Annotated in this window: 19 protein-coding genes; 18 read left to right on the top strand and 1 reads right to left on the bottom strand. The window is 50.8% G+C overall.

The features are described from left to right. The first annotated feature begins 80 nt into the window (after positions 1-80). The 11 genes from msrP to OGV80_RS15700 all read left to right on the top strand — a co-directional run bounded on the left by msrP (position 81) and on the right by OGV80_RS15700 (position 9460). On the top strand, positions 81-1085 hold the full coding sequence (gene msrP, locus OGV80_RS15750) for a protein-methionine-sulfoxide reductase catalytic subunit MsrP (protein ID WP_043017827.1): 1005 nt from the start codon (positions 81-83) through the stop codon (positions 1083-1085). Further along, complete coding sequence (gene msrQ, locus OGV80_RS15745; RefSeq protein ID WP_043017828.1) at positions 1086-1685, top strand: protein-methionine-sulfoxide reductase heme-binding subunit MsrQ; 600 nt, start codon at positions 1086-1088, stop codon at positions 1683-1685. Positions 1686-2077: 392 nt separating this feature from the next. Further along, positions 2078-2548 (top strand): acetyl-CoA carboxylase biotin carboxyl carrier protein, encoded by a 471-nt coding sequence (gene accB, locus OGV80_RS15740; protein WP_003025210.1) that lies wholly within the window; start codon positions 2078-2080, stop codon positions 2546-2548. Positions 2549-2558: 10 nt separating this feature from the next. Next, on the top strand, positions 2559-3908 hold the full coding sequence (gene accC / locus OGV80_RS15735) for an acetyl-CoA carboxylase biotin carboxylase subunit (protein ID WP_043017829.1): 1350 nt from the start codon (positions 2559-2561) through the stop codon (positions 3906-3908). A 107-nt stretch (positions 3909-4015) separates the two neighbouring features. Next, positions 4016-4258 carry a YhdT family protein gene (locus OGV80_RS15730; protein ID WP_043017830.1) on the top strand — a complete coding sequence of 81 codons (243 nt, stop codon included), beginning with the start codon at positions 4016-4018 and terminating at the stop codon, positions 4256-4258. Beyond that, complete coding sequence (gene panF / locus OGV80_RS15725; protein WP_047408282.1) at positions 4248-5699, top strand: sodium/pantothenate symporter; 1452 nt, start codon at positions 4248-4250, stop codon at positions 5697-5699. Before OGV80_RS15730 ends, panF begins: the two co-directional genes overlap by 11 nt. An 11-nt stretch (positions 5700-5710) precedes the next feature. Beyond that, positions 5711-6592: a 50S ribosomal protein L11 methyltransferase gene (gene prmA / locus OGV80_RS15720; protein WP_043017832.1), complete on the top strand. Its 882-nt coding sequence runs from the start codon at positions 5711-5713 to the stop codon at positions 6590-6592. Between the two features lie 360 nt (positions 6593-6952). Further along, complete coding sequence (gene dusB / locus OGV80_RS15715) at positions 6953-7918, top strand: tRNA dihydrouridine synthase DusB (RefSeq protein WP_008785970.1); 966 nt, start codon at positions 6953-6955, stop codon at positions 7916-7918. A gap of 25 nt (positions 7919-7943) precedes the next feature. After that, on the top strand, positions 7944-8240 hold the full coding sequence (gene fis / locus OGV80_RS15710; protein ID WP_000462905.1) for a DNA-binding transcriptional regulator Fis: 297 nt from the start codon (positions 7944-7946) through the stop codon (positions 8238-8240). 88 nt (positions 8241-8328) lie between these two features. Next, on the top strand, positions 8329-9213 hold the full coding sequence (gene yhdJ / locus OGV80_RS15705; protein WP_075145563.1) for an adenine-specific DNA-methyltransferase: 885 nt from the start codon (positions 8329-8331) through the stop codon (positions 9211-9213). An 82-nt stretch (positions 9214-9295) separates the two neighbouring features. Continuing rightward, positions 9296-9460, top strand: coding sequence for a DUF2556 family protein (locus OGV80_RS15700; RefSeq protein ID WP_003025279.1), 165 nt, complete (start codon positions 9296-9298; stop codon positions 9458-9460). A gap of 46 nt (positions 9461-9506) precedes the next feature. Here the strand turns inward: OGV80_RS15700 and envR are convergent, their stop codons facing one another. Continuing rightward, positions 9507-10163, bottom strand: a complete 657-nt coding sequence (envR, locus tag OGV80_RS15695; RefSeq protein ID WP_075145562.1) for an acrEF/envCD operon transcriptional regulator — start codon at positions 10161-10163, stop codon at positions 9507-9509. A 413-nt stretch (positions 10164-10576) separates the two neighbouring features. Between envR and OGV80_RS15690 the strand changes: the two genes are divergently transcribed. From OGV80_RS15690 to OGV80_RS15660, 7 genes are all read left to right on the top strand, one after another. Continuing rightward, on the top strand, positions 10577-11737 hold the full coding sequence (locus OGV80_RS15690) for an efflux RND transporter periplasmic adaptor subunit (protein ID WP_043017837.1): 1161 nt from the start codon (positions 10577-10579) through the stop codon (positions 11735-11737). Positions 11738-11748: 11 nt separating this feature from the next. Beyond that, entirely contained in the window at positions 11749-14862 is a 3114-nt protein-coding gene (locus tag OGV80_RS15685) for an efflux RND transporter permease subunit (RefSeq protein ID WP_105179654.1), read from the top strand. A gap of 271 nt (positions 14863-15133) precedes the next feature. Beyond that, positions 15134-15355 carry a lipoprotein gene (locus OGV80_RS15680; RefSeq protein ID WP_043017839.1) on the top strand — a complete coding sequence of 74 codons (222 nt, stop codon included), beginning with the start codon at positions 15134-15136 and terminating at the stop codon, positions 15353-15355. A 461-nt stretch (positions 15356-15816) separates the two neighbouring features. Further along, on the top strand, positions 15817-16842 hold the full coding sequence (locus OGV80_RS15675; protein WP_047408269.1) for an amino acid ABC transporter substrate-binding protein: 1026 nt from the start codon (positions 15817-15819) through the stop codon (positions 16840-16842). A 69-nt stretch (positions 16843-16911) separates the two neighbouring features. After that, the gene (locus OGV80_RS15670; RefSeq protein WP_080626027.1) at positions 16912-18093 is read left to right on the top strand and encodes an amino acid ABC transporter permease; all 1182 of its coding nucleotides are present in this window, start codon (positions 16912-16914) and stop codon (positions 18091-18093) included. Positions 18094-18102: 9 nt separating this feature from the next. After that, on the top strand, positions 18103-19206 hold the full coding sequence (locus OGV80_RS15665; protein WP_047408263.1) for an amino acid ABC transporter permease: 1104 nt from the start codon (positions 18103-18105) through the stop codon (positions 19204-19206). A gap of 7 nt (positions 19207-19213) precedes the next feature. Further along, complete coding sequence (locus tag OGV80_RS15660) at positions 19214-19972, top strand: amino acid ABC transporter ATP-binding protein (protein WP_047408260.1); 759 nt, start codon at positions 19214-19216, stop codon at positions 19970-19972. Positions 19973-20141: the final 169 nt, after the last annotated feature.

Raw genomic sequence — 20141 nt, 5'->3', positions numbered from 1 at the left:
TTCGCGGCATATCTCCAGACTCCCTGCCATATTAACTACGCGTCCCCTGTCAGTTATGACGCGTAAGCCGGGAGTCTGTTATGAAGAAACTACGTCCATTTACAGAAGCCGACGTCACTGACGAGTCGGCTTTTTTTATGCAGCGTCGCCAGGTACTGAAAGCATTAGGGATCAGCGCTGCCGCATTGTCCTTGCCCCACTCTGCGCAGGCTGACCTTCTTAGCTGGTTTAAAGGGAACGACCGCCCGCCCGCGCCCGCAGGTAAGCCACTTGATTTCAGTAAACCCGCCGCCTGGCAAAATTCGCTTCCTTTAACGCCAGCGGATAAAGTTTCTGGCTACAACAACTTCTATGAATTCGGCCTCGATAAGGCGGATCCGGCAGCCAACGCAGGTAGCCTGAAAACCGATCCGTGGACGTTGCAAATCAGTGGCGAAGTGGCAAAACCACTCACCCTCGATCACGATGCGCTGACCGCCCGTTTCCCGCTGGAAGAACGGATTTACCGGATGCGTTGTGTGGAAGCCTGGTCAATGGTTGTGCCGTGGATTGGCTTTCCGTTATATAAACTGCTGGCACAGGTTGAACCCACCAGCAACGCAAAGTATGTCGCGTTCGAAACGCGCTACGCGCCGGATGAGATGCCAGGACAAAAGGATCGTTTTATTGGCGGCGGGCTGAAGTATCCCTATGTTGAAGGCCTGCGTCTGGACGAAGCGATGCATCCACTCACGTTGCTTACCGTGGGGGTTTATGGAAAAGCCCTCCCGCCACAAAATGGCGCGCCCATTCGTTTAATTGTGCCGTGGAAATACGGATTTAAAGGCATTAAGTCGATTGTGAGTATCAAACTCACCCGCGAACGCCCGCCGACCACCTGGAACCTGGCCGCCCCCAATGAATATGGGTTTTATGCCAACGTGAATCCGCATGTCGATCACCCCCGTTGGTCCCAGGCCACCGAGCGTTTCATTGGCGCTGGCGGTATTCTGGACGTTCAACGCCAACCCACGCTGCTGTTTAACGGTTACGCCGATGAGGTTGCATCACTGTACCGTGGTCTTAACCTGCAGGAGAATTTTTAGGTGCGTCTGACTGCGAAACACATTACCGGGCTGAAAGTTTGCCTGCATCTTGCCGGCTTTTTGCCGTTTATCTGGCTATTTTGGGCGGTAAATAACGGCGGCCTGAGCGCCGACCCGGTCAAAGATATCCAGCACTTTACCGGTAGGACAGCTCTGAAATTCTTACTGGCGACCTTGCTGGTCTCTCCTCTCGCGCGCTACGCTAAACAGCCATTATTGATACGCACGCGTCGTCTGTTAGGGCTATGGTGTTTCGCCTGGGCAACGCTGCATTTAACCAGCTACGCGCTTCTGGAACTGGGTATTAATAATCTGGCGCTGTTAGGACGCGAATTAATCACACGACCTTATTTGATGCTGGGCATTGTCAGTTGGGTCATATTATTCGCCCTCACATTAACATCCACGCAGTTGGCGCAGCGAAAGCTGGGTAAAAATTGGCAGTATCTGCACAACTTCGTCTATCTTGTGGCGATCCTGGCACCCATACATTATCTGTGGTCGGTAAAAATTATCTCCCCGCAACCGATCATTTATGCCGCACTTGCTGCGGTGCTGTTAGCCTGCCGATACAAGAAGTTTCGCCAGTGGTGGCGGTAGTTTCACGATATGTGCAGTACGTTGCAAAATGCGGACGATCCGATTTTCTTTACATGTTAACGGTTGATTATCTTCCCTGATAAGACCAGTATTTAGCTGCCAATTGCTACGAAATAGTTATAATGTGCGACTTTGCTATCCCCGGTAGCGTTTTTAGAGCGCGGAAAGGGTGACATTCGCATGTTGAAGGTATATTTTGTCTTTTACCCGAAAATGGCAGAAGATAGCCGCACAATGACTAACAAGTCTGGCAATCTCACTCAATGGCAACCGCACCCAGTGCAACGCCTGAGATGCGTGGCATCTTGTCACTCACTGTTATAAAAATGCTATACAGACGGCGGTAAAACGCTTGTCACAATCTCACTAAACAAAGAGTACGGAACCCACTCATGGATATTCGTAAGATTAAAAAACTGATCGAGCTGGTTGAAGAATCAGGCATCTCCGAACTGGAAATTTCTGAAGGCGAAGAATCTGTACGCATCAGCCGTGCGGCGCCAGCTGCAAGTTTTCCAATGATGCAACAGGCTTATGCTGCACCAGTGATGCAGCAGCCAGCTCTGTCTAACGCTGTCGCACAAACTGCCTCTCCAAGTATGGAAGCTCCGGCAGCAGCGGAAATCAGTGGTCACATCGTACGCTCCCCAATGGTTGGTACGTTCTACCGCACCCCGAGCCCGGATGCGAAAGCGTTCATCGAAATCGGCCAGAAAGTGAATGCGGGCGATACCCTGTGCATCGTTGAAGCCATGAAAATGATGAACCAGATCGAAGCCGACAAATCCGGTGTCGTTAAAGCGATTCTGGTAGAAAGCGGTCAACCGGTAGAATTTGACGAGCCGCTGGTCGTCATCGAATAACGAGGCGAACATGTTGGATAAAATTGTTATCGCCAACCGTGGTGAGATTGCCCTGCGTATTCTTCGTGCCTGTAAAGAACTGGGCATCAAGACTGTCGCGGTGCACTCAAGCGCGGATCGCGATTTAAAACACGTATTGCTGGCGGATGAGACGGTTTGTATTGGCCCGGCTCAGTCCGTAAAAAGCTATCTGAACATCCCGGCTATCATTAGCGCTGCTGAAATCACCGGCGCGGTGGCAATTCACCCGGGCTATGGCTTCCTTTCTGAGAACGCCAACTTTGCTGAGCAGGTAGAGCGTTCCGGCTTTATCTTCATCGGCCCGAAAGCCGACACTATCCGCCTGATGGGCGACAAAGTGTCCGCAATCACCGCGATGAAGAAAGCTGGCGTACCGACAGTCCCTGGCTCTGACGGCCCGCTGGGCGATGACATGGACGCTAACCGCGCTCATGCTAAACGCATCGGCTACCCGGTTATCATCAAAGCCTCCGGCGGCGGCGGCGGTCGCGGTATGCGCGTCGTGCGCAGCGATGCCGAGCTGGCGCAATCCATCTCCATGACCAAAGCGGAAGCGAAAGCGGCTTTCAACAACGACATGGTCTACATGGAGAAGTACCTGGAAAACCCACGCCACATCGAAATTCAGGTGCTGGCAGACGGTCAGGGTAACGCGATTTATCTGGCAGAACGTGACTGCTCCATGCAGCGTCGTCACCAGAAAGTCGTCGAAGAAGCACCAGCGCCGGGCATTACACCGGAACTGCGTCGCTACATCGGCGAGCGTTGCGCCAAAGCATGCGTTGATATCGGCTATCGCGGGGCGGGTACTTTTGAGTTCCTGTTTGAAAACGGCGAGTTCTACTTCATTGAGATGAACACCCGTATTCAGGTTGAACACCCAGTAACCGAAATGATCACCGGCGTTGACCTGATCAAAGAGCAACTGCGCATCGCAGCGGGACAACCGCTGTCCATCAAGCAGGACGAAGTTGTGGTTAAAGGCCATGCGGTAGAATGCCGTATCAACGCCGAAGACCCGAACACCTTCCTGCCAAGCCCGGGTAAAATCACGCGTTTCCACGCGCCGGGTGGCTTTGGTGTGCGTTGGGAGTCCCATATTTACGCAGGCTACACTGTACCTCCGTACTATGACTCAATGATCGGTAAGCTGATCTGCTATGGCGAAAACCGCGACGTAGCGATCGCCCGTATGAAAAACGCATTGCAGGAACTGATCATCGACGGTATCAAAACCAACGTTGATCTGCAGATCCGCATCATGAATGACGAGCATTTCCAGCACGGTGGAACCAATATCCACTATCTGGAGAAAAAACTCGGACTTCAGGAAAAGTAAGCGTGCGTTAACCGAAAAGGCCGGAAATTCCGGCCTTTTGTTTTTCTCCCCTCCCGCACGTGCCATAAGGTACAATCCCCGCTTTCTTTATCCACAAGGGACAAAAAATGGACGCTCGTTTTGTTCAGGCCCATAAAGAGGCGCGCTGGGCGCTGTGGCTGACCCTTTTATATCTTGCCACATGGTTAGTGGCCGCTTACTTACCAGATTCCACACTCGGTATTACCGGCTTACCGCACTGGTTTGAAATGGCCTGTCTGCTAACGCCACTGGTTTTCATCTTACTGTGCTGGGCGATGGTGAAGTTTATCTATCGCGACATTCCGTTGGAGGATGACGATGCAGCTTGAAGTTATTTTGCCGCTGGTCGCCTACCTACTGGTGGTCTTCGGTCTTTCTGTTTACGCCATGCGTAAGAGAGTGACCGGTACTTTCCTGAATGAATATTTCCTCGGCAGCCGCTCCATGGGCGGGGTCGTGTTAGCCATGACGCTAACGGCAACCTATATTAGCGCCAGCTCATTTATTGGTGGTCCTGGCGCCGCTTACAAATACGGGCTGGGATGGGTGCTGCTGGCGATGATCCAGTTACCTGCGGTATGGCTCTCTTTGGGGATTCTTGGTAAGAAGTTCGCCATTCTGGCGCGCCGCTATAATGCCGTTACCCTCAACGATATGCTGTTTGCGCGCTACCAGAGCCGCCTGCTGGTGTGGCTGGCGAGCCTCAGCTTACTGGTCGCGTTTGTCGGGGCGATGACCGTACAGTTTATTGGCGGCGCACGTTTGCTGGAAACCGCTGCGGGTATCCCTTACGAAACGGGTCTGCTGATTTTTGGCGTCAGTATCGCTTTATATACGGCATTCGGCGGTTTTCGCGCCAGCGTACTGAACGACACCATGCAGGGCATGGTGATGCTGATTGGTACTATCGTTCTGCTGGTCGGCGTCGTTCACGCTGCCGGCGGCCTCAGCAACGCGGTAGTAACCCTGCAAACCATCGATCCTAAACTGGTTTCGCCGCAGGGTGCTGATGACATTCTGTCACCCACTTTCATGACCTCATTCTGGGTACTGGTGTGCTTTGGCGTCATTGGCCTGCCGCACACGGCGGTACGCTGCATCTCTTATAAAGATAGTAAAGCAGTGCACCGCGGCATTATCATCGGCACCATCGTGGTGGCAATCCTGATGTTTGGTATGCATCTGGCGGGGGCGTTGGGACGTGCGGTGATCCCTGACCTCACGGTACCGGATCTGGTTATCCCTACGCTGATGGTCAAAGTGTTGCCGCCGATAGCTGCCGGGATCTTCCTCGCGGCCCCGATGGCCGCGATCATGTCGACGATCAATGCCCAATTGCTGCAAAGTTCCGCTACGATCATTAAGGATTTGTACCTGAACCTTCGTCCGGAACAGCTGAAAAACGAAACCCGGCTGAAGCGTATGTCGGCAGTCATTACCCTGCTGCTCGGCGCATTACTGCTGCTGGCCGCCTGGAAACCGCCAGAGATGATTATCTGGCTTAACCTGCTGGCGTTTGGCGGGCTGGAAGCCGTTTTCCTGTGGCCGCTGGTGCTGGGCCTGTACTGGGAGCGGGCAAACGCGGCTGGCGCATTGAGCGCGATGATTGTCGGCGGCGTACTTTATGCCGTCCTCGCTACCTTTAACGTTCAGTACCTGGGCTTCCACCCGATTGTGCCCTCGTTACTGATAAGTTTGCTGGCTTTCCTGATTGGCAACCGTTTCGGTTCCGCCGTCCCGCAAGCCGCCATATTGACTACTGATAAATAAAGAGTTTTGCCATGCCATGGATCCAACTGAAACTGAACACGACCGGCGCCAACGCTGAAGAATTGAGCGATGCGCTGATGGAAGCGGGCTCCGTTTCCATTACTTTCCAGGATACGCATGATACGCCGGTGTTTGAACCTCTGCCGGGCGAGACTCGCCTGTGGGGAGATACCGATGTGATCGGCTTGTTCGATGCAGAAACCGACATGAAAGAAGTGGTTGCCATCCTGGAGCAACATCCGCTGTTGGGCGAAGGCTTCGCGCATAAAATCGAACAGCTCGAAGACAAAGACTGGGAACGCGAATGGATGGATAACTTCCACCCGATGCGCTTTGGCGAACGTCTGTGGATTTGCCCGAGCTGGCGCGATGTCCCGGATGAGAATGCCGTCAACGTGATGCTGGATCCGGGTCTGGCATTTGGCACAGGTACTCACCCCACCACCTCTCTGTGCCTGCAATGGCTGGACGGTCTCGATCTCAACGGCAAAACGGTTATCGACTTTGGCTGCGGCTCCGGCATTCTTGCCATTGCGGCGCTGAAACTGGGCGCAGCGAAAGCTATCGGCGTGGATATCGATCCGCAAGCGATTCAAGCCAGCCGGGATAACGCCGAGCGCAATGGCGTTTCCGAGCGTCTGGAGTTGTACCTGCCAAAAGACCAGCCAGAAGCGATGAAAGCCGACGTGGTGGTCGCTAACATTCTTGCCGGCCCATTACGTGAGCTGGCGCCGCTAATCAGCGTACTGCCCGTTGAGGGCGGTTTACTGGGGCTTTCTGGTATTCTTGCCAGCCAGGCGGAAAGCGTTTGCGAAGCCTATGCCGATCTCTTTACGCTCGATCCGGTTATCGAGAAAGAAGAGTGGTGCCGCATCACCGGTCAGAAAAAATAATCCCTTCTCGTTACCGTTGGTAACGCAATAATCGCTCTTTTTTTCGCAAAAGGATTTGCGGAAATGGGAGCGAGATCGCATTACAAAGTCACTATTTGCTCACAAAAACAGCTTTTTATCCTGATATGTTGAGTCTGGCCGTAATAAAAAAAGAGAAGTTTTTGGAATTTATAAACGGATGAAAAATTAGCGCAATATCGTATCCAAATGATTATTAAAGATTTTAATTTGAAACTGTGTACTTAACCAGCAATTCATTGATCCACCTCAGTGGATTGGTCAAAGTTTGGCCTTTCATCTCGTGCGAAAAATGCGTAATATACGCCGCCTTGCAGTCACAGTATGGTCATTTCTTAACTCATGCGCATCGGACAATATCAGCTCAGAAATCGCCTGATCGCAGCACCTATGGCTGGCATCACTGACAGACCATTCAGGACGCTGTGCTATGAGATGGGAGCCGGATTGACGGTATCCGAGATGATGTCTTCTAACCCGCAGGTTTGGGAAAGTGACAAGTCTCGTTTACGGATGGTGCACGTTGATGAGCCAGGAATTCGCACGGTGCAAATTGCCGGTAGCGACCCTGTTGAGATGGCCGATGCCGCACGTATTAACGTGGAAAGCGGCGCCCAGATTATTGATATCAATATGGGGTGTCCGGCTAAAAAAGTGAATCGTAAGCTCGCAGGTTCAGCCCTCTTGCAGTACCCGGACTTAGTGAAATCAATACTAACCGAGGTCGTCAATGCAGTGGACGTTCCTGTCACACTCAAGATTCGCACCGGCTGGGCTCCGGAACACCGTAACTGCGTAGAGATTGCCCAACTGGCTGAAGACTGTGGCATTCAGGCTCTGACCATTCATGGACGCACCCGCGCCTGTTTGTTCAATGGAGATGCTGAGTACGACAGTATTCGGGCAGTTAAGCAGAAAGTTTCCATTCCGATTATCGCGAATGGCGACATTACTGACCCGCATAAAGCCAGAGCTGTACTCGACTATACGGGGGCGGATGCCCTGATGATAGGACGTGCAGCTCAGGGAAGACCCTGGATCTTTCGGGAAATCCAGCATTATCTGGACACTGGGGAGCTGCTGCCCCCGCTGCCTCTGGCAGAGGTGAAGCGCTTGCTTTGTGCGCACATTCGGGAACTGCACGACTTTTACGGTCAGGCAAAAGGGTACCGAATTGCGCGTAAACACGTATCCTGGTATCTCCAGGAACACGCTCCGGATGACCAGTTTCGGCGCACATTCAACGCCATTGAAGATTCCAGCGAACAGCTGGCGGCGTTGGAGGCATACTTCGAAAATTTTGCGTAAACAGAAATAAAGAGCTGACAGAACTATGTTCGAACAACGCGTAAATTCTGACGTACTGACCGTTTCTACCGTTAACTCTCAGGACCAGGTAACTCAAAAGCCCCTGCGTGACTCGGTTAAACAGGCACTGAAGAACTATTTTGCTCAATTGAATGGTCAGGATGTTAACGATCTCTATGAGCTGGTACTGGCTGAAGTAGAACAGCCCCTGTTGGACATGGTGATGCAATACACCCGCGGTAACCAGACCCGTGCTGCCCTGATGATGGGCATCAACCGTGGTACGCTGCGTAAAAAACTGAAAAAATACGGCATGAACTGATACTAATCAGCGAAATGTTTGTTTTAAAAGGCGCTACTCGGCATGGGGAAGCGCCTTTTTTATTAACGTCATACGGGAGGCTTTGGCGATGAACGCAAGATGTGAACCTGTCTATTTTGGCGATGAGTCTAAAAAGATAATCCTGGGTGATGCGCTGACCGAACTGAAAAAGCTGCCGTCTGAAAGCATCGATCTCATTTTTGCCGACCCACCTTATAACATCGGTAAAGACTTTGACGGGATGGTGGAATCCTGGGATGAAGAGGCTTTTCTGGCGTGGCTCTTTGAGTGCATTGACGAATGCCACCGCATTCTCAAACCGCACGGCACCATGTACATCATGAACAGTACGGAGAACATGCCGTACATCGACCTCAAATGCCGCCAGATCTTTACCATCAAGAGCCGTGTCGTGTGGTCATACGATAGCTCCGGCGTACAGGCTAAAAAGCACTTTGGGTCGATGTATGAACCGATCCTGATGATGGTAAAAGATCAGAAAAACTACACGTTTAATCGTGATGATATTCTGGTGGAAGCTAAAACAGGCGCCCAACGCGCGCTGATAGACTACAGAAAGAACCCGCCCCAACCTTACAACCAGAAAAAAGTGCCGGGCAATGTCTGGGAGTTTCCACGCGTTCGTTATCTGATGGACGAATATGAAAATCACCCGACGCAAAAGCCCAAAGCCCTGCTTGAACGCATCATTCTGGCTTCCTCCTGCCCAGATGACAGCGTGCTGGATCCGTTTGCCGGTAGTTTCACCACCGGTGCCACCGCCGTGGAATTAGGCCGCAAGTTTGTCGGGATTGAAATCAATGCCGAGTACGTAAAAATGGGACTCAGAAGAATGAGTATTGGCTCTCATTTTTCAGAGATTGAACTTGCAAAGGTAAAAAAGCGGAAGACAAAAAACCTGTCTAAAAAGAGTCGATTAACGGCAAAGAACGGCGATCTTTCAGCAAAGTAAAAGCATTGTAAGTCTGCTTTTCAGCCTACAGATTTCGTGTATATTCCCTGCACGCTTGGGCATGAATACACAGGGCTTGGTAATGATTCGCAAGTATTGGTGGCTGGTTGTTTTTGCGGTCTTCGTTTTTCTTTTTGATGCGCTGCTCATTCAGTGGATAGAGCTGATGACAACGGAGCACGACAAGTGTCGGAATATGAATTCAGTGAACCCTCTTAAGCTTGTCAACTGCGTCGATCTCGAATAGCACGACGGGTAGTACTTCGACAGTCGTCAGGCCCTGGCGGCCAACTCTACCCAGGCTGATTTTCACTCTGCATTAATTGCATTACGCAGCCGTCCGGGCTTAACATTTTTAATACGTTATCAACTAATACTGGCGCTTGCCCATACAAATCATAACTCACTGGATTCATTAACCAGTTTTTTATTATTCCGCTAAAGCTACCGTGCAAAATAATGATGATGACATCTAAATCCAGACTGGTGGCAATCAGATTTTCATCCACGCACTTCTGCAGAGCGTCACGAATGCTTTGATGACTGAGACCTATTTTATCGCGAATAGCCAGCTCTGATATCATATCATTATGGAATTCACATTTATGATATAAAATCTGCATTAATGCCTGCTGGCGAGGATTCTGCGCAATATATTGTAATCCCACCACAAACTTTTCACGCAGTCGCTGTAAAGGATTATCCCCCCAACGTCCAATAAGCTGGTCCTGAATAAGATCGCGCAATGGAGGTTGTTGTAACCATAGCTCATTAAACAGTTGCGTCTTGTTTTCGAAATGCCAATACAGCGCCCCCCGCGTCACGCTGGCGGCATCCGCAATGTCGTTTAACGTCGTATTGCTAACGCCGCGCGCGGCAAACTGCACAATCGCTGTATCTATCAGGTGCTGTCGTGTTTTGAGAGCATCAGCTTTCGTTTTTCTGGCCATGGTTTCGACTGTCTGGGGTAGAGTAGAGAATGATTAACTTTCTTATCTAATATTTGCTATACGGAACAAATGTATCACTTAGCATTTATTTAAACGAGGTCTAAACGCGTTAATTGCAGACATTACACACGAATAAACAAAACAAATAACAACCATCAATATATTCACCAATTCAATATCTATTTCAATATGTGTTTATGCGCATCATAGTATTGCTATTAACGCCATAATGAAACGGCAGTAGATTAATCTTTTTTTGTTTTTACGTGCCGTGTATTGCGCTTATAAATAAGTATTGCTTACATCGCAAGCTAATAATTTGTAGGATAGCCAACTATTATTTTTTCTTGTGCGCGTTATCGCCTCTGCGTTACCCGGTTAATAACGAGCGTTCGGTTTTTTAAGGAATAGAAATGACGAAAAATGCCAGGTTTTCACTCCTGCCCTCATTCATCATCATCTCCGCAGCATTACTCGCCGGTTGTAACGATCAGGGAGAAACACAAGCTCATCCCGCAGAGCCGCAGGTGACTGTTCATGTCGTCGAAAAGGCGCCTTTAGCCGTGACGACTGAACTACCTGGACGCACAACGGCATTTCGTATTGCTGAGGTCCGTCCTCAGGTCAGCGGGATTGTTCTTAAACGGAATTTTACCGAGGGGAGCGATGTTGAAGCCGGTCAGTCGCTTTATCAGATCGATCCCGCGACTTACCAGGCGGACTATGACAGCGCCAAAGGCGAACTGGCAAAGAGTGAAGCGGCTGCCGCTATCGCGCATTTAACGGTAAAACGCTATGTCCCGCTGGTTGGCACCAAGTACATCAGCCAGCAAGAGTACGATCAGGCGATTGCTGATGCCCGCCAGGCCGATGCCTCCGTAATCGCGGCAAAAGCGGCGGTCGAAAGCGCACGTATCAACCTGGCCTACACCAAAGTGACATCGCCCATTAGCGGACGTATCGGTAAATCTAACGTCACCGAAGGCGCATTAGTCACGAATGGTCAGGCAACTGAGCTTGCTACCGTGCAACAGCTTGATCCTATTTACGTCGACGTAACACAGTCCAGTAATGACTTTATGCGCCTCAAGCAATCCGTTGAGCAAGGAAGCCTGCATAAAGACAGTGCCAGCAGTACCGTCGAACTGGTGATGGAAAATGGTCAATCGTACCCGCTGAAAGGCTCATTGCAATTTTCTGACGTGACGGTTGACGAAAGCACCGGATCCATCACCCTCAGGGCCGTATTCCCTAACCCGCAGCACACGCTGCTGCCGGGCATGTTTGTGCGCGCGCGCATTGATGAAGGCGTCCAGCCGAATGCCATTCTCGTTCCGCAACAGGGTGTGACGCGCACGCCTCGCGGCGATGCCACCGTGATGGTCGTTAACGACAAGAGTCAGGTTGAGTCTCGCGCAGTCGTCGCCGCACAAGCCATTGGCGACAAGTGGCTCATCAGCGAAGGTCTGCAACCGGGTGACAAAGTTATCGTGAGCGGCTTACAAAAAGCACGCCCTGGCGTTCAGGTTAAAGCAACCGCCGATACCGAAACCCCTGCCACGAAAGCCCAATAAGGTAACCGGACATGGCTAACTTTTTTATCAGGCGTCCTATCTTTGCCTGGGTGCTGGCTATCATTCTGATGATGGCGGGCGCTTTGGCAATCATGCAACTGCCTGTGGCGCAATACCCAACTATCGCCCCCCCTGCGGTCGCCATTTCCGCCACCTACCCAGGTGCGGATGCACAGACGGTACAGGACACCGTTACGCAGGTTATCGAACAGAACATGAACGGTATCGATAACCTGATGTATATGTCCTCCACCAGCGATTCCGCGGGGAGCGTGACCATCACGCTGACCTTCCAGTCCGGTACCGACCCCGATATCGCGCAGGTGCAGGTACAAAACAAACTACAGCTCGCCACGCCACTCCTGCCGCAAGAAGTTCAGCAGCAGGGGATTAGCGTCGAGAAATCCAGCAGCAGTTTTTTAATGGTTGCGGGTTTTGTTTCTGATAACCCACAAACCACGCAGGATGACATCTCCGACTACGTCGCCTCGAACGTGAAAGACTCGATCAGCCGTCTTAATGGCGTAGGTGACGTGCAGTTGTTTGGTGCGCAGTACGCCATGCGCATCTGGCTGGATGCAAACTTGTTGAATAAGTACCAGCTCACGCCGGTTGATGTGATCAACCAGTTGAAGGTACAGAACGATCAGATTGCCGCAGGTCAATTAGGGGGTACGCCCGCATTACCAAATCAGCAGCTTAACGCCTCTATCATTGCGCAAACGCGACTGAAAGACCCTGAAGAGTTCGGCAAAGTGACTTTACGAGTGAACAGCGATGGTTCAGTTGTTCACCTGAAGGATGTTGCACGGATCGAATTGGGTGGTGAGAACTACAACGTCGTGGCGCGTATTAACGGTAAGCCTGCTTCCGGCCTCGGTATTAAGCTGGCAACCGGGGCAAACGCGCTGGATACCGCTAACGCCATCAAAGCTAAGCTGGTTGAGCTGCAGCCGTTCTTCCCTCAGGGAATGAAGGTGGTCTATCCGTACGACACGACGCCGTTTGTAACCATCTCGATTCATGAAGTGGTAAAAACGCTGTTTGAGGCGATCGTACTGGTATTCCTGGTCATGTATTTGTTCCTGCAAAACATCCGGGCGACGCTCATTCCAACCATCGCTGTCCCCGTCGTATTGTTGGGCACATTCGCCGTACTTGCCGCGTTTGGCTACTCGATAAACACCCTGACGATGTTCGGCATGGTGCTCGCCATCGGTCTATTGGTCGATGATGCGATAGTGGTGGTGGAGAACGTGGAACGCGTGATGATGGAAGATCATCTGCCGCCTAAAGAGGCGACGGAAAAGTCCATGTCACAAATTCAGGGGGCGCTGGTCGGTATCGCCATGGTGCTGTCTGCGGTCTTTATCCCCATGGCCTTTTTTGGCGGCTCAACCGGGGCTATCTATCGGCAGTTCTCCATTACCATCGTTTCCGCCATGGCGCTTTCTGTACTGGTCGCGCTGATCCTGACTCCTGCACTTTGTGCAACGCTGTTGAAGCCGGTATCGGCTGAGCATCACGAGAAAAAAAGCGGTTTCTTTGGCTGGTTTAATGCCAAATTCGATCACAGCGTTAATCACTATACCAATAGCGTCAGCGGTATTGTGCGTAAAACCGGGCGTTACCTTGTCGTCTATCTGATCATCGTGATCGGAATGGCGGTTCTGTTTATGCGTCTGCCGACCTCCTTCCTGCCAGAGGAGGATCAGGGTGTGTTTATGACAATGATTCAACTTCCGGCAGGAGCGACGCAAGAGCGCACCCAGAAAGTACTGGATCAGGTTACTCAGTACTACCTGACCAAGGAGAAAGCTAACGTCGAAAGCGTCTTCACGGTTAACGGTTTTAGCTTCAGCGGTCAGGGGCAAAACTCAGGTCTGGCATTCGTTAGCCTCAAGCCCTGGGATGAACGTAGCGGTGAGGAAAATAGTGTTGAAGCGGTCATTGCACGCGCTACACGCGCGTTCAGCCAGATCCGCGATGGGTTAGTCTTCCCCTTCAATATGCCCGCTATTGTTGAACTGGGTACCGCAACCGGCTTCGATTTTGAACTGATCGATCAGGGCGGTCTGGGGCATACGGCGTTGACGCAAGCGCGTAACCAGCTGCTGGGGATGGTGGCTAAACACCCCGATCTGTTGGTTCGCGTTCGTCCTAACGGGCTTGAAGATACTCCGCAGTTTAAGCTGGATGTTGATCAGGAGAAAGCACAGGCACTGGGGGTATCGCTGTCGGATATCAACGAAACTATCTCCGCATCACTGGGCGGCTATTACGTTAACGACTTTATTGACCGTGGCCGCGTGAAGAAAGTTTACGTTCAGGGGGATGCAAAATACCGCATGCTGCCAGCGGACATCAATAATCTGTATATCCGCAGCGCCAATGGCGAAATGGTTCCGTTTTCCGCGTTCAGTGCATCACATTGGATTTATGGTTCACCGCGCCTGGAACGTTACAACGGTATGCCATCCATGGAAATACTGGGCGAAGCGGCACCAGGGCGAAGCACTGGTGAAGCAATGGCGCTGATGGAAAGCCTGGCGGAAAAACTGCCAAACGGTATTGGTCATGACTGGACGGGTATGTCCTATCAGGAACGACTGTCGGGTAACCAGGCGCCAGCGCTGTATGCCATCTCGCTAATTGTCGTTTTCCTTTGCCTTGCAGCACTGTATGAGAGCTGGTCGATCCCCTTCTCGGTCATGCTGGTTGTGCCGCTTGGCGTGGTTGGCGCGCTGTTAGCAGCGTCGCTACGTGGGATGAATAACGACGTCTACTTTCAGGTGGGCCTGTTAACCACTATTGGCCTCTCGGCTAAGAACGCCATCCTGATCGTCGAATTTGCCAAAGACCTGATGGATAAAGAAGGCAAGGGCTTGATTGAAGCTACTCTGGAAGCGTCACGCATGCGTCTTCGTCCAATCCTGATGACATCTCTGGCGTTTATTCTGGGGGTTATGCCTCTGGTTATCAGCCACGGTGCCGGGAGTGGTGCGCAAAATGCGGTCGGAACAGGCGTAATGGGAGGCATGCTGACCGCGACACTGTTGGCAATCTTCTTCGTCCCCGTCTTCTTCGTTGTCGTCAGACGGCGTTTTAGTCGGCACAACGATTAATTTGTAAAATAAAGGCGTCTTCGGACGCCTTTTTCACCGATGATGCCCCTCTTTATTTATTAATAAGATAGCTATTTATTTGTTTTTAACCTCTCCTGAAAACCCGCCCGCCACCTTTCTTTTTATACATTATTTTTACAATCCACATGAATTGAGATTATTCCTCATGTCAGTCTTTTTTTAAGAGGTGGTAAAATAATCCCCGAGTTCGCAGATGGCTTAGCGTTTGTCTTTGCTCGATTAGCGAAACGCTTATATTTGAGGTAACACCATGAAAAGATTAATATCCGTTGCATTGCTTACCGCATTGCTGGCCGGCTGTGCACACGATTCTCCTTGCGTACCTGTATACGACGATCAGGGACGCCTGGTTCATACCAATACCTGTATGAAAGGCACCACTCAGGATAACTGGGAAACAGCCGGTGCCATCGCCGGTGGCGCAGCAGCCGTTGCCGGGCTGACGCTTGGGATAGTTGCCCTGACCAAATAAATCTTCATAAAAGCGCGGTGGGTACCGCGCTTTTTGCAATAAGAATTAAATCTTCTTATAAGACAAAACGTTGGTATATAGCACTCAACGTATAATAAAATTATTATAGATTCCCCTCACATATCCACGATTTGAAATTAGCATTTTTTCGGTTCTTCGTAACACCGTGTTTTCTTTTCATTATTCTCACGCCATCAATATTAACGTACGAAATCGTTATCACGCGTTCGGTTTGAATTTTAAATTTTTTGCGCCGAAATGTGGCTTACGTTTCAATTTTGCACCACTTCAGGGCGCTGCATTTATTTATTCCTGTCTACACTCTGCATATTGCGTCGAATAATCGTGCGCAAAAAACCTGGCACTACCTTTGCTTAAAAGAGTATGGCCATCGCCACAGACAGGTAAAAGACGTTTTAAGAACGTTTCCATAACAATAATTCCTCCACACAGGATGCTCTATGAAAAAGATGATAATAGCCAGCCTGGCTGCGGCCGGCGTGCTGCTTGCGGTTACAAATCAGGCACATGCCGGCGCAACACTTGATGCCGTAAAGAAAAAAGGTTTTGTGCAGTGTGGGATCAGTGACGGGTTGCCTGGCTTTTCTTACGCCGATGCAAGCGGTAAGTTTTCAGGTATTGATGTCGACGTATGTCGCGGCGTTGCCTCCGCCGTATTTGGCGATGATAGCAAAGTAAAATATACCCCGCTTACCGCTAAGGAACGCTTCACCGCGTTACAATCTGGTGAAGTCGACATGCTCTCTCGTAATACCACATGGACCTCTTCTCGTGATGCCGGTATGGGTATGTCTTTCACGGGCGTGACGTATTACGACGGCATTGGTTTTCTTACCCACAATAAAGCAGGTCTGAAGAGCGCTAAAGAGCTGGATGGCGCAACGGTTTGTATTCAGGCAGGAACAGATACCGAACTGAACGTGGCTGACTACTTTAAAGCCAACAACATGAAGTACACCCCCGTCACTTTTGACCGCTCGGATGAATCCGCTAAAGCTCTGGAATCTGGACGCTGCGACACGCTGGCTTCCGACCAGTCTCAGCTGTACGCCCTGCGAATCAAGCTGAGTAATCCGGCTGAGTGGATTGTCCTGCCAGAAGTTATTTCTAAAGAACCACTGGGACCTGTCGTGCGTCGTGGGGACGATGAGTGGTTCTCCATTGTTCGCTGGACGCTGTTCGCCATGTTGAATGCGGAAGAAATGGGTGTTAACTCAAAAAACGTTGATGAAAAAGCGGCTAATCCTGCAACGCCGGATATGGCACACCTATTAGGTAAAGAAGGGGATTATGGCAAGGATCTGAAGCTTGATAACAAATGGGCTTACAACATTATCAAGCAGGTTGGTAACTACTCGGAGATCTTTGAGCGTAACGTTGGATCGGAAAGCCCACTGAAGATCAAACGTGGACAGAACAACCTCTGGAATAACGGCGGCATTCAGTATGCGCCACCGGTGCGCTAATGCGTAGTGATGTAACGGGCGCCGCAACTGCGGCGCTTAGCCCAGAGTCATAGTTACTGAGGTTTTCTTATGTTCCATCGCCGCTCAACCGTAAAAGGATCGTTATCCTTTTCTAACCCTGCGGTCCGCGCCTGGTTATTTCAAATACTCGCCGTCATTGCGGTTATCAGCATTGCGGTGTATCTCATTCATAACACGATAAATAACCTGAACAATAGCGGTATTACCTCGGGATTTTCTTTTCTCGATCGCAGCGCCGGATTTGGTATTGTCCAGCATCTGATTGATTACGAGCAAGGCGATACGTATGGCCGTGTCTTTATCGTTGGCCTGCTCAATACACTATTAGTTTCAGCACTGTGCATTGTTTTCGCATCAATTCTCGGTTTCTTTCTCGGACTGGCACGCCTGTCAGATAACTGGTTATTGCGAAAGCTCTCAACGATCTACATCGAAACGTTCCGCAATATACCGCCGCTGCTGCAGATCTTCTTCTGGTATTTCGCCGTATTACGTAACCTGCCAGGCCCACGTCAGGCCGTTAACGCGCTGGATTTGATGTTCCTGAGCAACCGGGGACTCTATATTCCTGCGCCGCAAATGGGAGAAGGTTTTTTTGCCTTTTGCGCCGCTGTCATTATCGCTATCGTCGTCACCATCGGGTTATTTCGCTACAACAGAATGCACCAGACCAAAACCGGTCAACTACGCCGGACCTGGCCTACGGCTCTGGCACTGATCGTGCTTTTACCGTTGATTGCACAGTGGATGTTTGGTGCTGCGCTTCACTGGGATATCCCCGCGCTTCGCGGTTTTAACTTCCGTGGCGGTATGGTGCTTATACCTGAACTAGCTGCCCTGACGCTGGCGCTTTCAGTGTATACCTCAGCGTTTATTGCAGAAATTATTCGGGCGGGAATTCAGGCTGTTCCATATGGCCAACATGAAGCCGCACGCTCGCTGGGTCTGCCAAATCCAGTGACGCTGCGTCAGGTGATCATCCCGCAGGCGCTGCGCGTCATCATTCCTCCATTAACCAGCCAGTATCTGAATATCGTCAAAAACTCCTCACTTGCGGCCGCCATTGGCTACCCGGATATGGTTTCACTGTTTGCCGGCACGGTACTTAATCAAACAGGGCAAGCCATTGAAACTATCGCCATCACGATGTCGGTGTACTTGATCATCAGCCTGAGCATATCTTTATTGATGAATATTTATAACCGCCGTATTGCACTGATTGAGCGCTAAGGAGCCATGATGACAAAAGCACTGCTGTCTCACCCCTCGCGCCAGAGCAGTAACCCGGCAAGTCGCAGTCTACTCTGGATGCGTAAAAACCTGTTCTCCAGTTGGTCAAACAGCCTACTCACACTGCTGTGCGTCTGGCTGATTTGGTCATTTCTTCCGCCATTGTTGAACTGGGTATTCTTTCAGGCCAACTGGGTCGGTTCAACCCGAGCAGACTGCACCAAAGCCGGAGCCTGCTGGGTGTTCATTCATGAACGCTTTGGGCAATTCATGTATGGACTTTATCCCCACGATCAGCGCTGGCGCGTAAATCTGGCCCTGATAATTGGTTTGCTGTCTATCGTTCCCATGTTCTTGAAAACAATCCCGCATCGTGGCCGCTATATCGCCGTCTGGGCCGTCGTTTATCCAGTGGTGGTTTGGTGGTTGATGTACGGTGGTTTTTTCGGGCTGGAGCGCGTAGAAACCCGGCAGTGGGGTGGATTAACACTGACGCTTATCATCGCATCCGTGGGGATTGCGGGCGCGCTTCCGTGGGGCATTTTACTGGCGCTGGGACGTCGTTCTCATATGCCAGTCGTGCGGATTTTATCCGTCATTTTTATTGAGTTCTGGCGCGGTGTGCCGTTGATTACCGTTCTGTTTATGTCTTCGGTCATGCTTCCTCTGTTTATGTCCGAAGGGACCAGTATCGACAAACTTATCCGAGCGCTGGTCGGCGTTATTCTTTTCCAGTCAGCCTATGTCGCAGAAGTGGTTCGCGGAGGGTTACAGGCCCTACCTAAAGGTCAGTATGAAGCCGCTGAATCACTGGCATTAGGATACTGGAAAACGCAAGGGCTGGTCATTCTCCCGCAAGCCCTCAAGCTGGTTATCCCGGGTCTGGTTAACACGATTATCGCCTTATTCAAGGATACCAGTCTGGTCATCATCATCGGCTTATTTGATCTCTTTAGTAGCGTGCAGCAGGCCACTGTGGACCCCGCGTGGTTGGGTATGTCGACGGAAGGATATGTTTTCGCCGCACTGATTTACTGGATCTTCTGTTTCAGCATGTCGCGTTATAGCCAACATCTGGAAAAACGTTTTAACACCGGGCGTACACCGCACTGAGGAATTTATGAGTCAATTATTAATGCAATCTACTGACGCGATGATCACGCTGGAAAACGTCAACAAATGGTACGGACAGTTTCATGTCCTGAAAAACATCAACCTGAAGGTAAAACAGGGCGAGCGCATCGTATTGTGCGGTCCTTCCGGTTCGGGTAAATCAACAACTATTCGCTGTATCAACCATCTGGAAGAGCATCAGCAAGGACGTATTGTGGTGGATGGGATAGAACTCAATGAAGACATCCGCAATATTGAGCGCGTCAGACAGGAAGTTGGCATGGTCTTTCAGCACTTTAATCTCTTTCCTCATTTGACGGTCCTGCAAAATTGCACGCTGGCGCCAATCTGGGTGCAAAAGATGCCGAAAAAAGAGGCTGAGGTACTGGCAATGCACTACCTTGAGCGAGTTCGCATTGCGGAACATGCGCATAAATATCCCGGGCAAATCTCTGGTGGACAGCAACAGCGTGTAGCTATTGCTCGCTCGCTGTGTATGAAGCCCAAAATCATGTTGTTTGATGAGCCCACATCAGCGTTAGATCCTGAAATGGTAAAAGAAGTGCTGGATACCATGATAGGTCTGGCGCAATCAGGCATGACCATGTTGTGTGTTACTCATGAGATGGGCTTTGCCCGCACAGTGGCCGACCGGGTGATCTTTATGGATCTTGGCGAGATTGTGGAACAGGCACCACCGGATGAGTTTTTTGCTCACCCCAAATCCGAACGCACCCGCGCGTTTTTATCGCAGGTTATTCATTAAAGCCACACGCCGTATACAGTTCCGGCGTTTTCCCACGTATAAACGTGAAAAGGCCATCCTGACGGATGGCCTTTTCACTTATTTGATGTCTGGCAGTTTATGGCGGGCGTCCTGCCCGCCACCCTCCGGGCCGTTGCTGCGCAACGTTCAAATCCGCTCCCGGCGGATT

The organism is Citrobacter sp. Ce119, from assembly GCF_030334525.1.
GTDB classification, from domain to species: Bacteria; Pseudomonadota; Gammaproteobacteria; order Enterobacterales; family Enterobacteriaceae; genus Citrobacter; species Citrobacter europaeus.
The sequence above is the reverse complement of the archived record's forward strand: the minus strand, read 5'-3'. Positions and strand labels throughout refer to the sequence as shown.

What these genes read in the sequence shown, in the direction of transcription:
- OGV80_RS15675 (WP_047408269.1), top strand. Translation starts at nt 15,817, where the DNA reads ATGAAAAAGATGATAATAGCCAGCCTGGCTGCGGCCGGCGTGCTGCTT.
- envR (WP_075145562.1), bottom strand. Translation starts at nt 10,163, where the DNA reads ATGGCCAGAAAAACGAAAGCTGATGCTCTCAAAACACGACAGCACCTG.
- OGV80_RS15665 (WP_047408263.1), top strand. Translation starts at nt 18,103, where the DNA reads ATGACAAAAGCACTGCTGTCTCACCCCTCGCGCCAGAGCAGTAACCCG.
- OGV80_RS15685 (WP_105179654.1), top strand. Translation starts at nt 11,749, where the DNA reads ATGGCTAACTTTTTTATCAGGCGTCCTATCTTTGCCTGGGTGCTGGCT.
- OGV80_RS15660 (WP_047408260.1), top strand. Translation starts at nt 19,214, where the DNA reads ATGAGTCAATTATTAATGCAATCTACTGACGCGATGATCACGCTGGAA.
- prmA (WP_043017832.1), top strand. Translation starts at nt 5,711, where the DNA reads ATGCCATGGATCCAACTGAAACTGAACACGACCGGCGCCAACGCTGAA.
- msrP (WP_043017827.1), top strand. Translation starts at nt 81, where the DNA reads ATGAAGAAACTACGTCCATTTACAGAAGCCGACGTCACTGACGAGTCG.
- panF (WP_047408282.1), top strand. Translation starts at nt 4,248, where the DNA reads ATGCAGCTTGAAGTTATTTTGCCGCTGGTCGCCTACCTACTGGTGGTC.
- accC (WP_043017829.1), top strand. Translation starts at nt 2,559, where the DNA reads ATGTTGGATAAAATTGTTATCGCCAACCGTGGTGAGATTGCCCTGCGT.
- OGV80_RS15690 (WP_043017837.1), top strand. Translation starts at nt 10,577, where the DNA reads ATGACGAAAAATGCCAGGTTTTCACTCCTGCCCTCATTCATCATCATC.
- fis (WP_000462905.1), top strand. Translation starts at nt 7,944, where the DNA reads ATGTTCGAACAACGCGTAAATTCTGACGTACTGACCGTTTCTACCGTT.
- yhdJ (WP_075145563.1), top strand. Translation starts at nt 8,329, where the DNA reads ATGAACGCAAGATGTGAACCTGTCTATTTTGGCGATGAGTCTAAAAAG.
- OGV80_RS15730 (WP_043017830.1), top strand. Translation starts at nt 4,016, where the DNA reads ATGGACGCTCGTTTTGTTCAGGCCCATAAAGAGGCGCGCTGGGCGCTG.
- accB (WP_003025210.1), top strand. Translation starts at nt 2,078, where the DNA reads ATGGATATTCGTAAGATTAAAAAACTGATCGAGCTGGTTGAAGAATCA.
- OGV80_RS15680 (WP_043017839.1), top strand. Translation starts at nt 15,134, where the DNA reads ATGAAAAGATTAATATCCGTTGCATTGCTTACCGCATTGCTGGCCGGC.
- OGV80_RS15700 (WP_003025279.1), top strand. Translation starts at nt 9,296, where the DNA reads ATGATTCGCAAGTATTGGTGGCTGGTTGTTTTTGCGGTCTTCGTTTTT.
- OGV80_RS15670 (WP_080626027.1), top strand. Translation starts at nt 16,912, where the DNA reads ATGTTCCATCGCCGCTCAACCGTAAAAGGATCGTTATCCTTTTCTAAC.
- dusB (WP_008785970.1), top strand. Translation starts at nt 6,953, where the DNA reads ATGCGCATCGGACAATATCAGCTCAGAAATCGCCTGATCGCAGCACCT.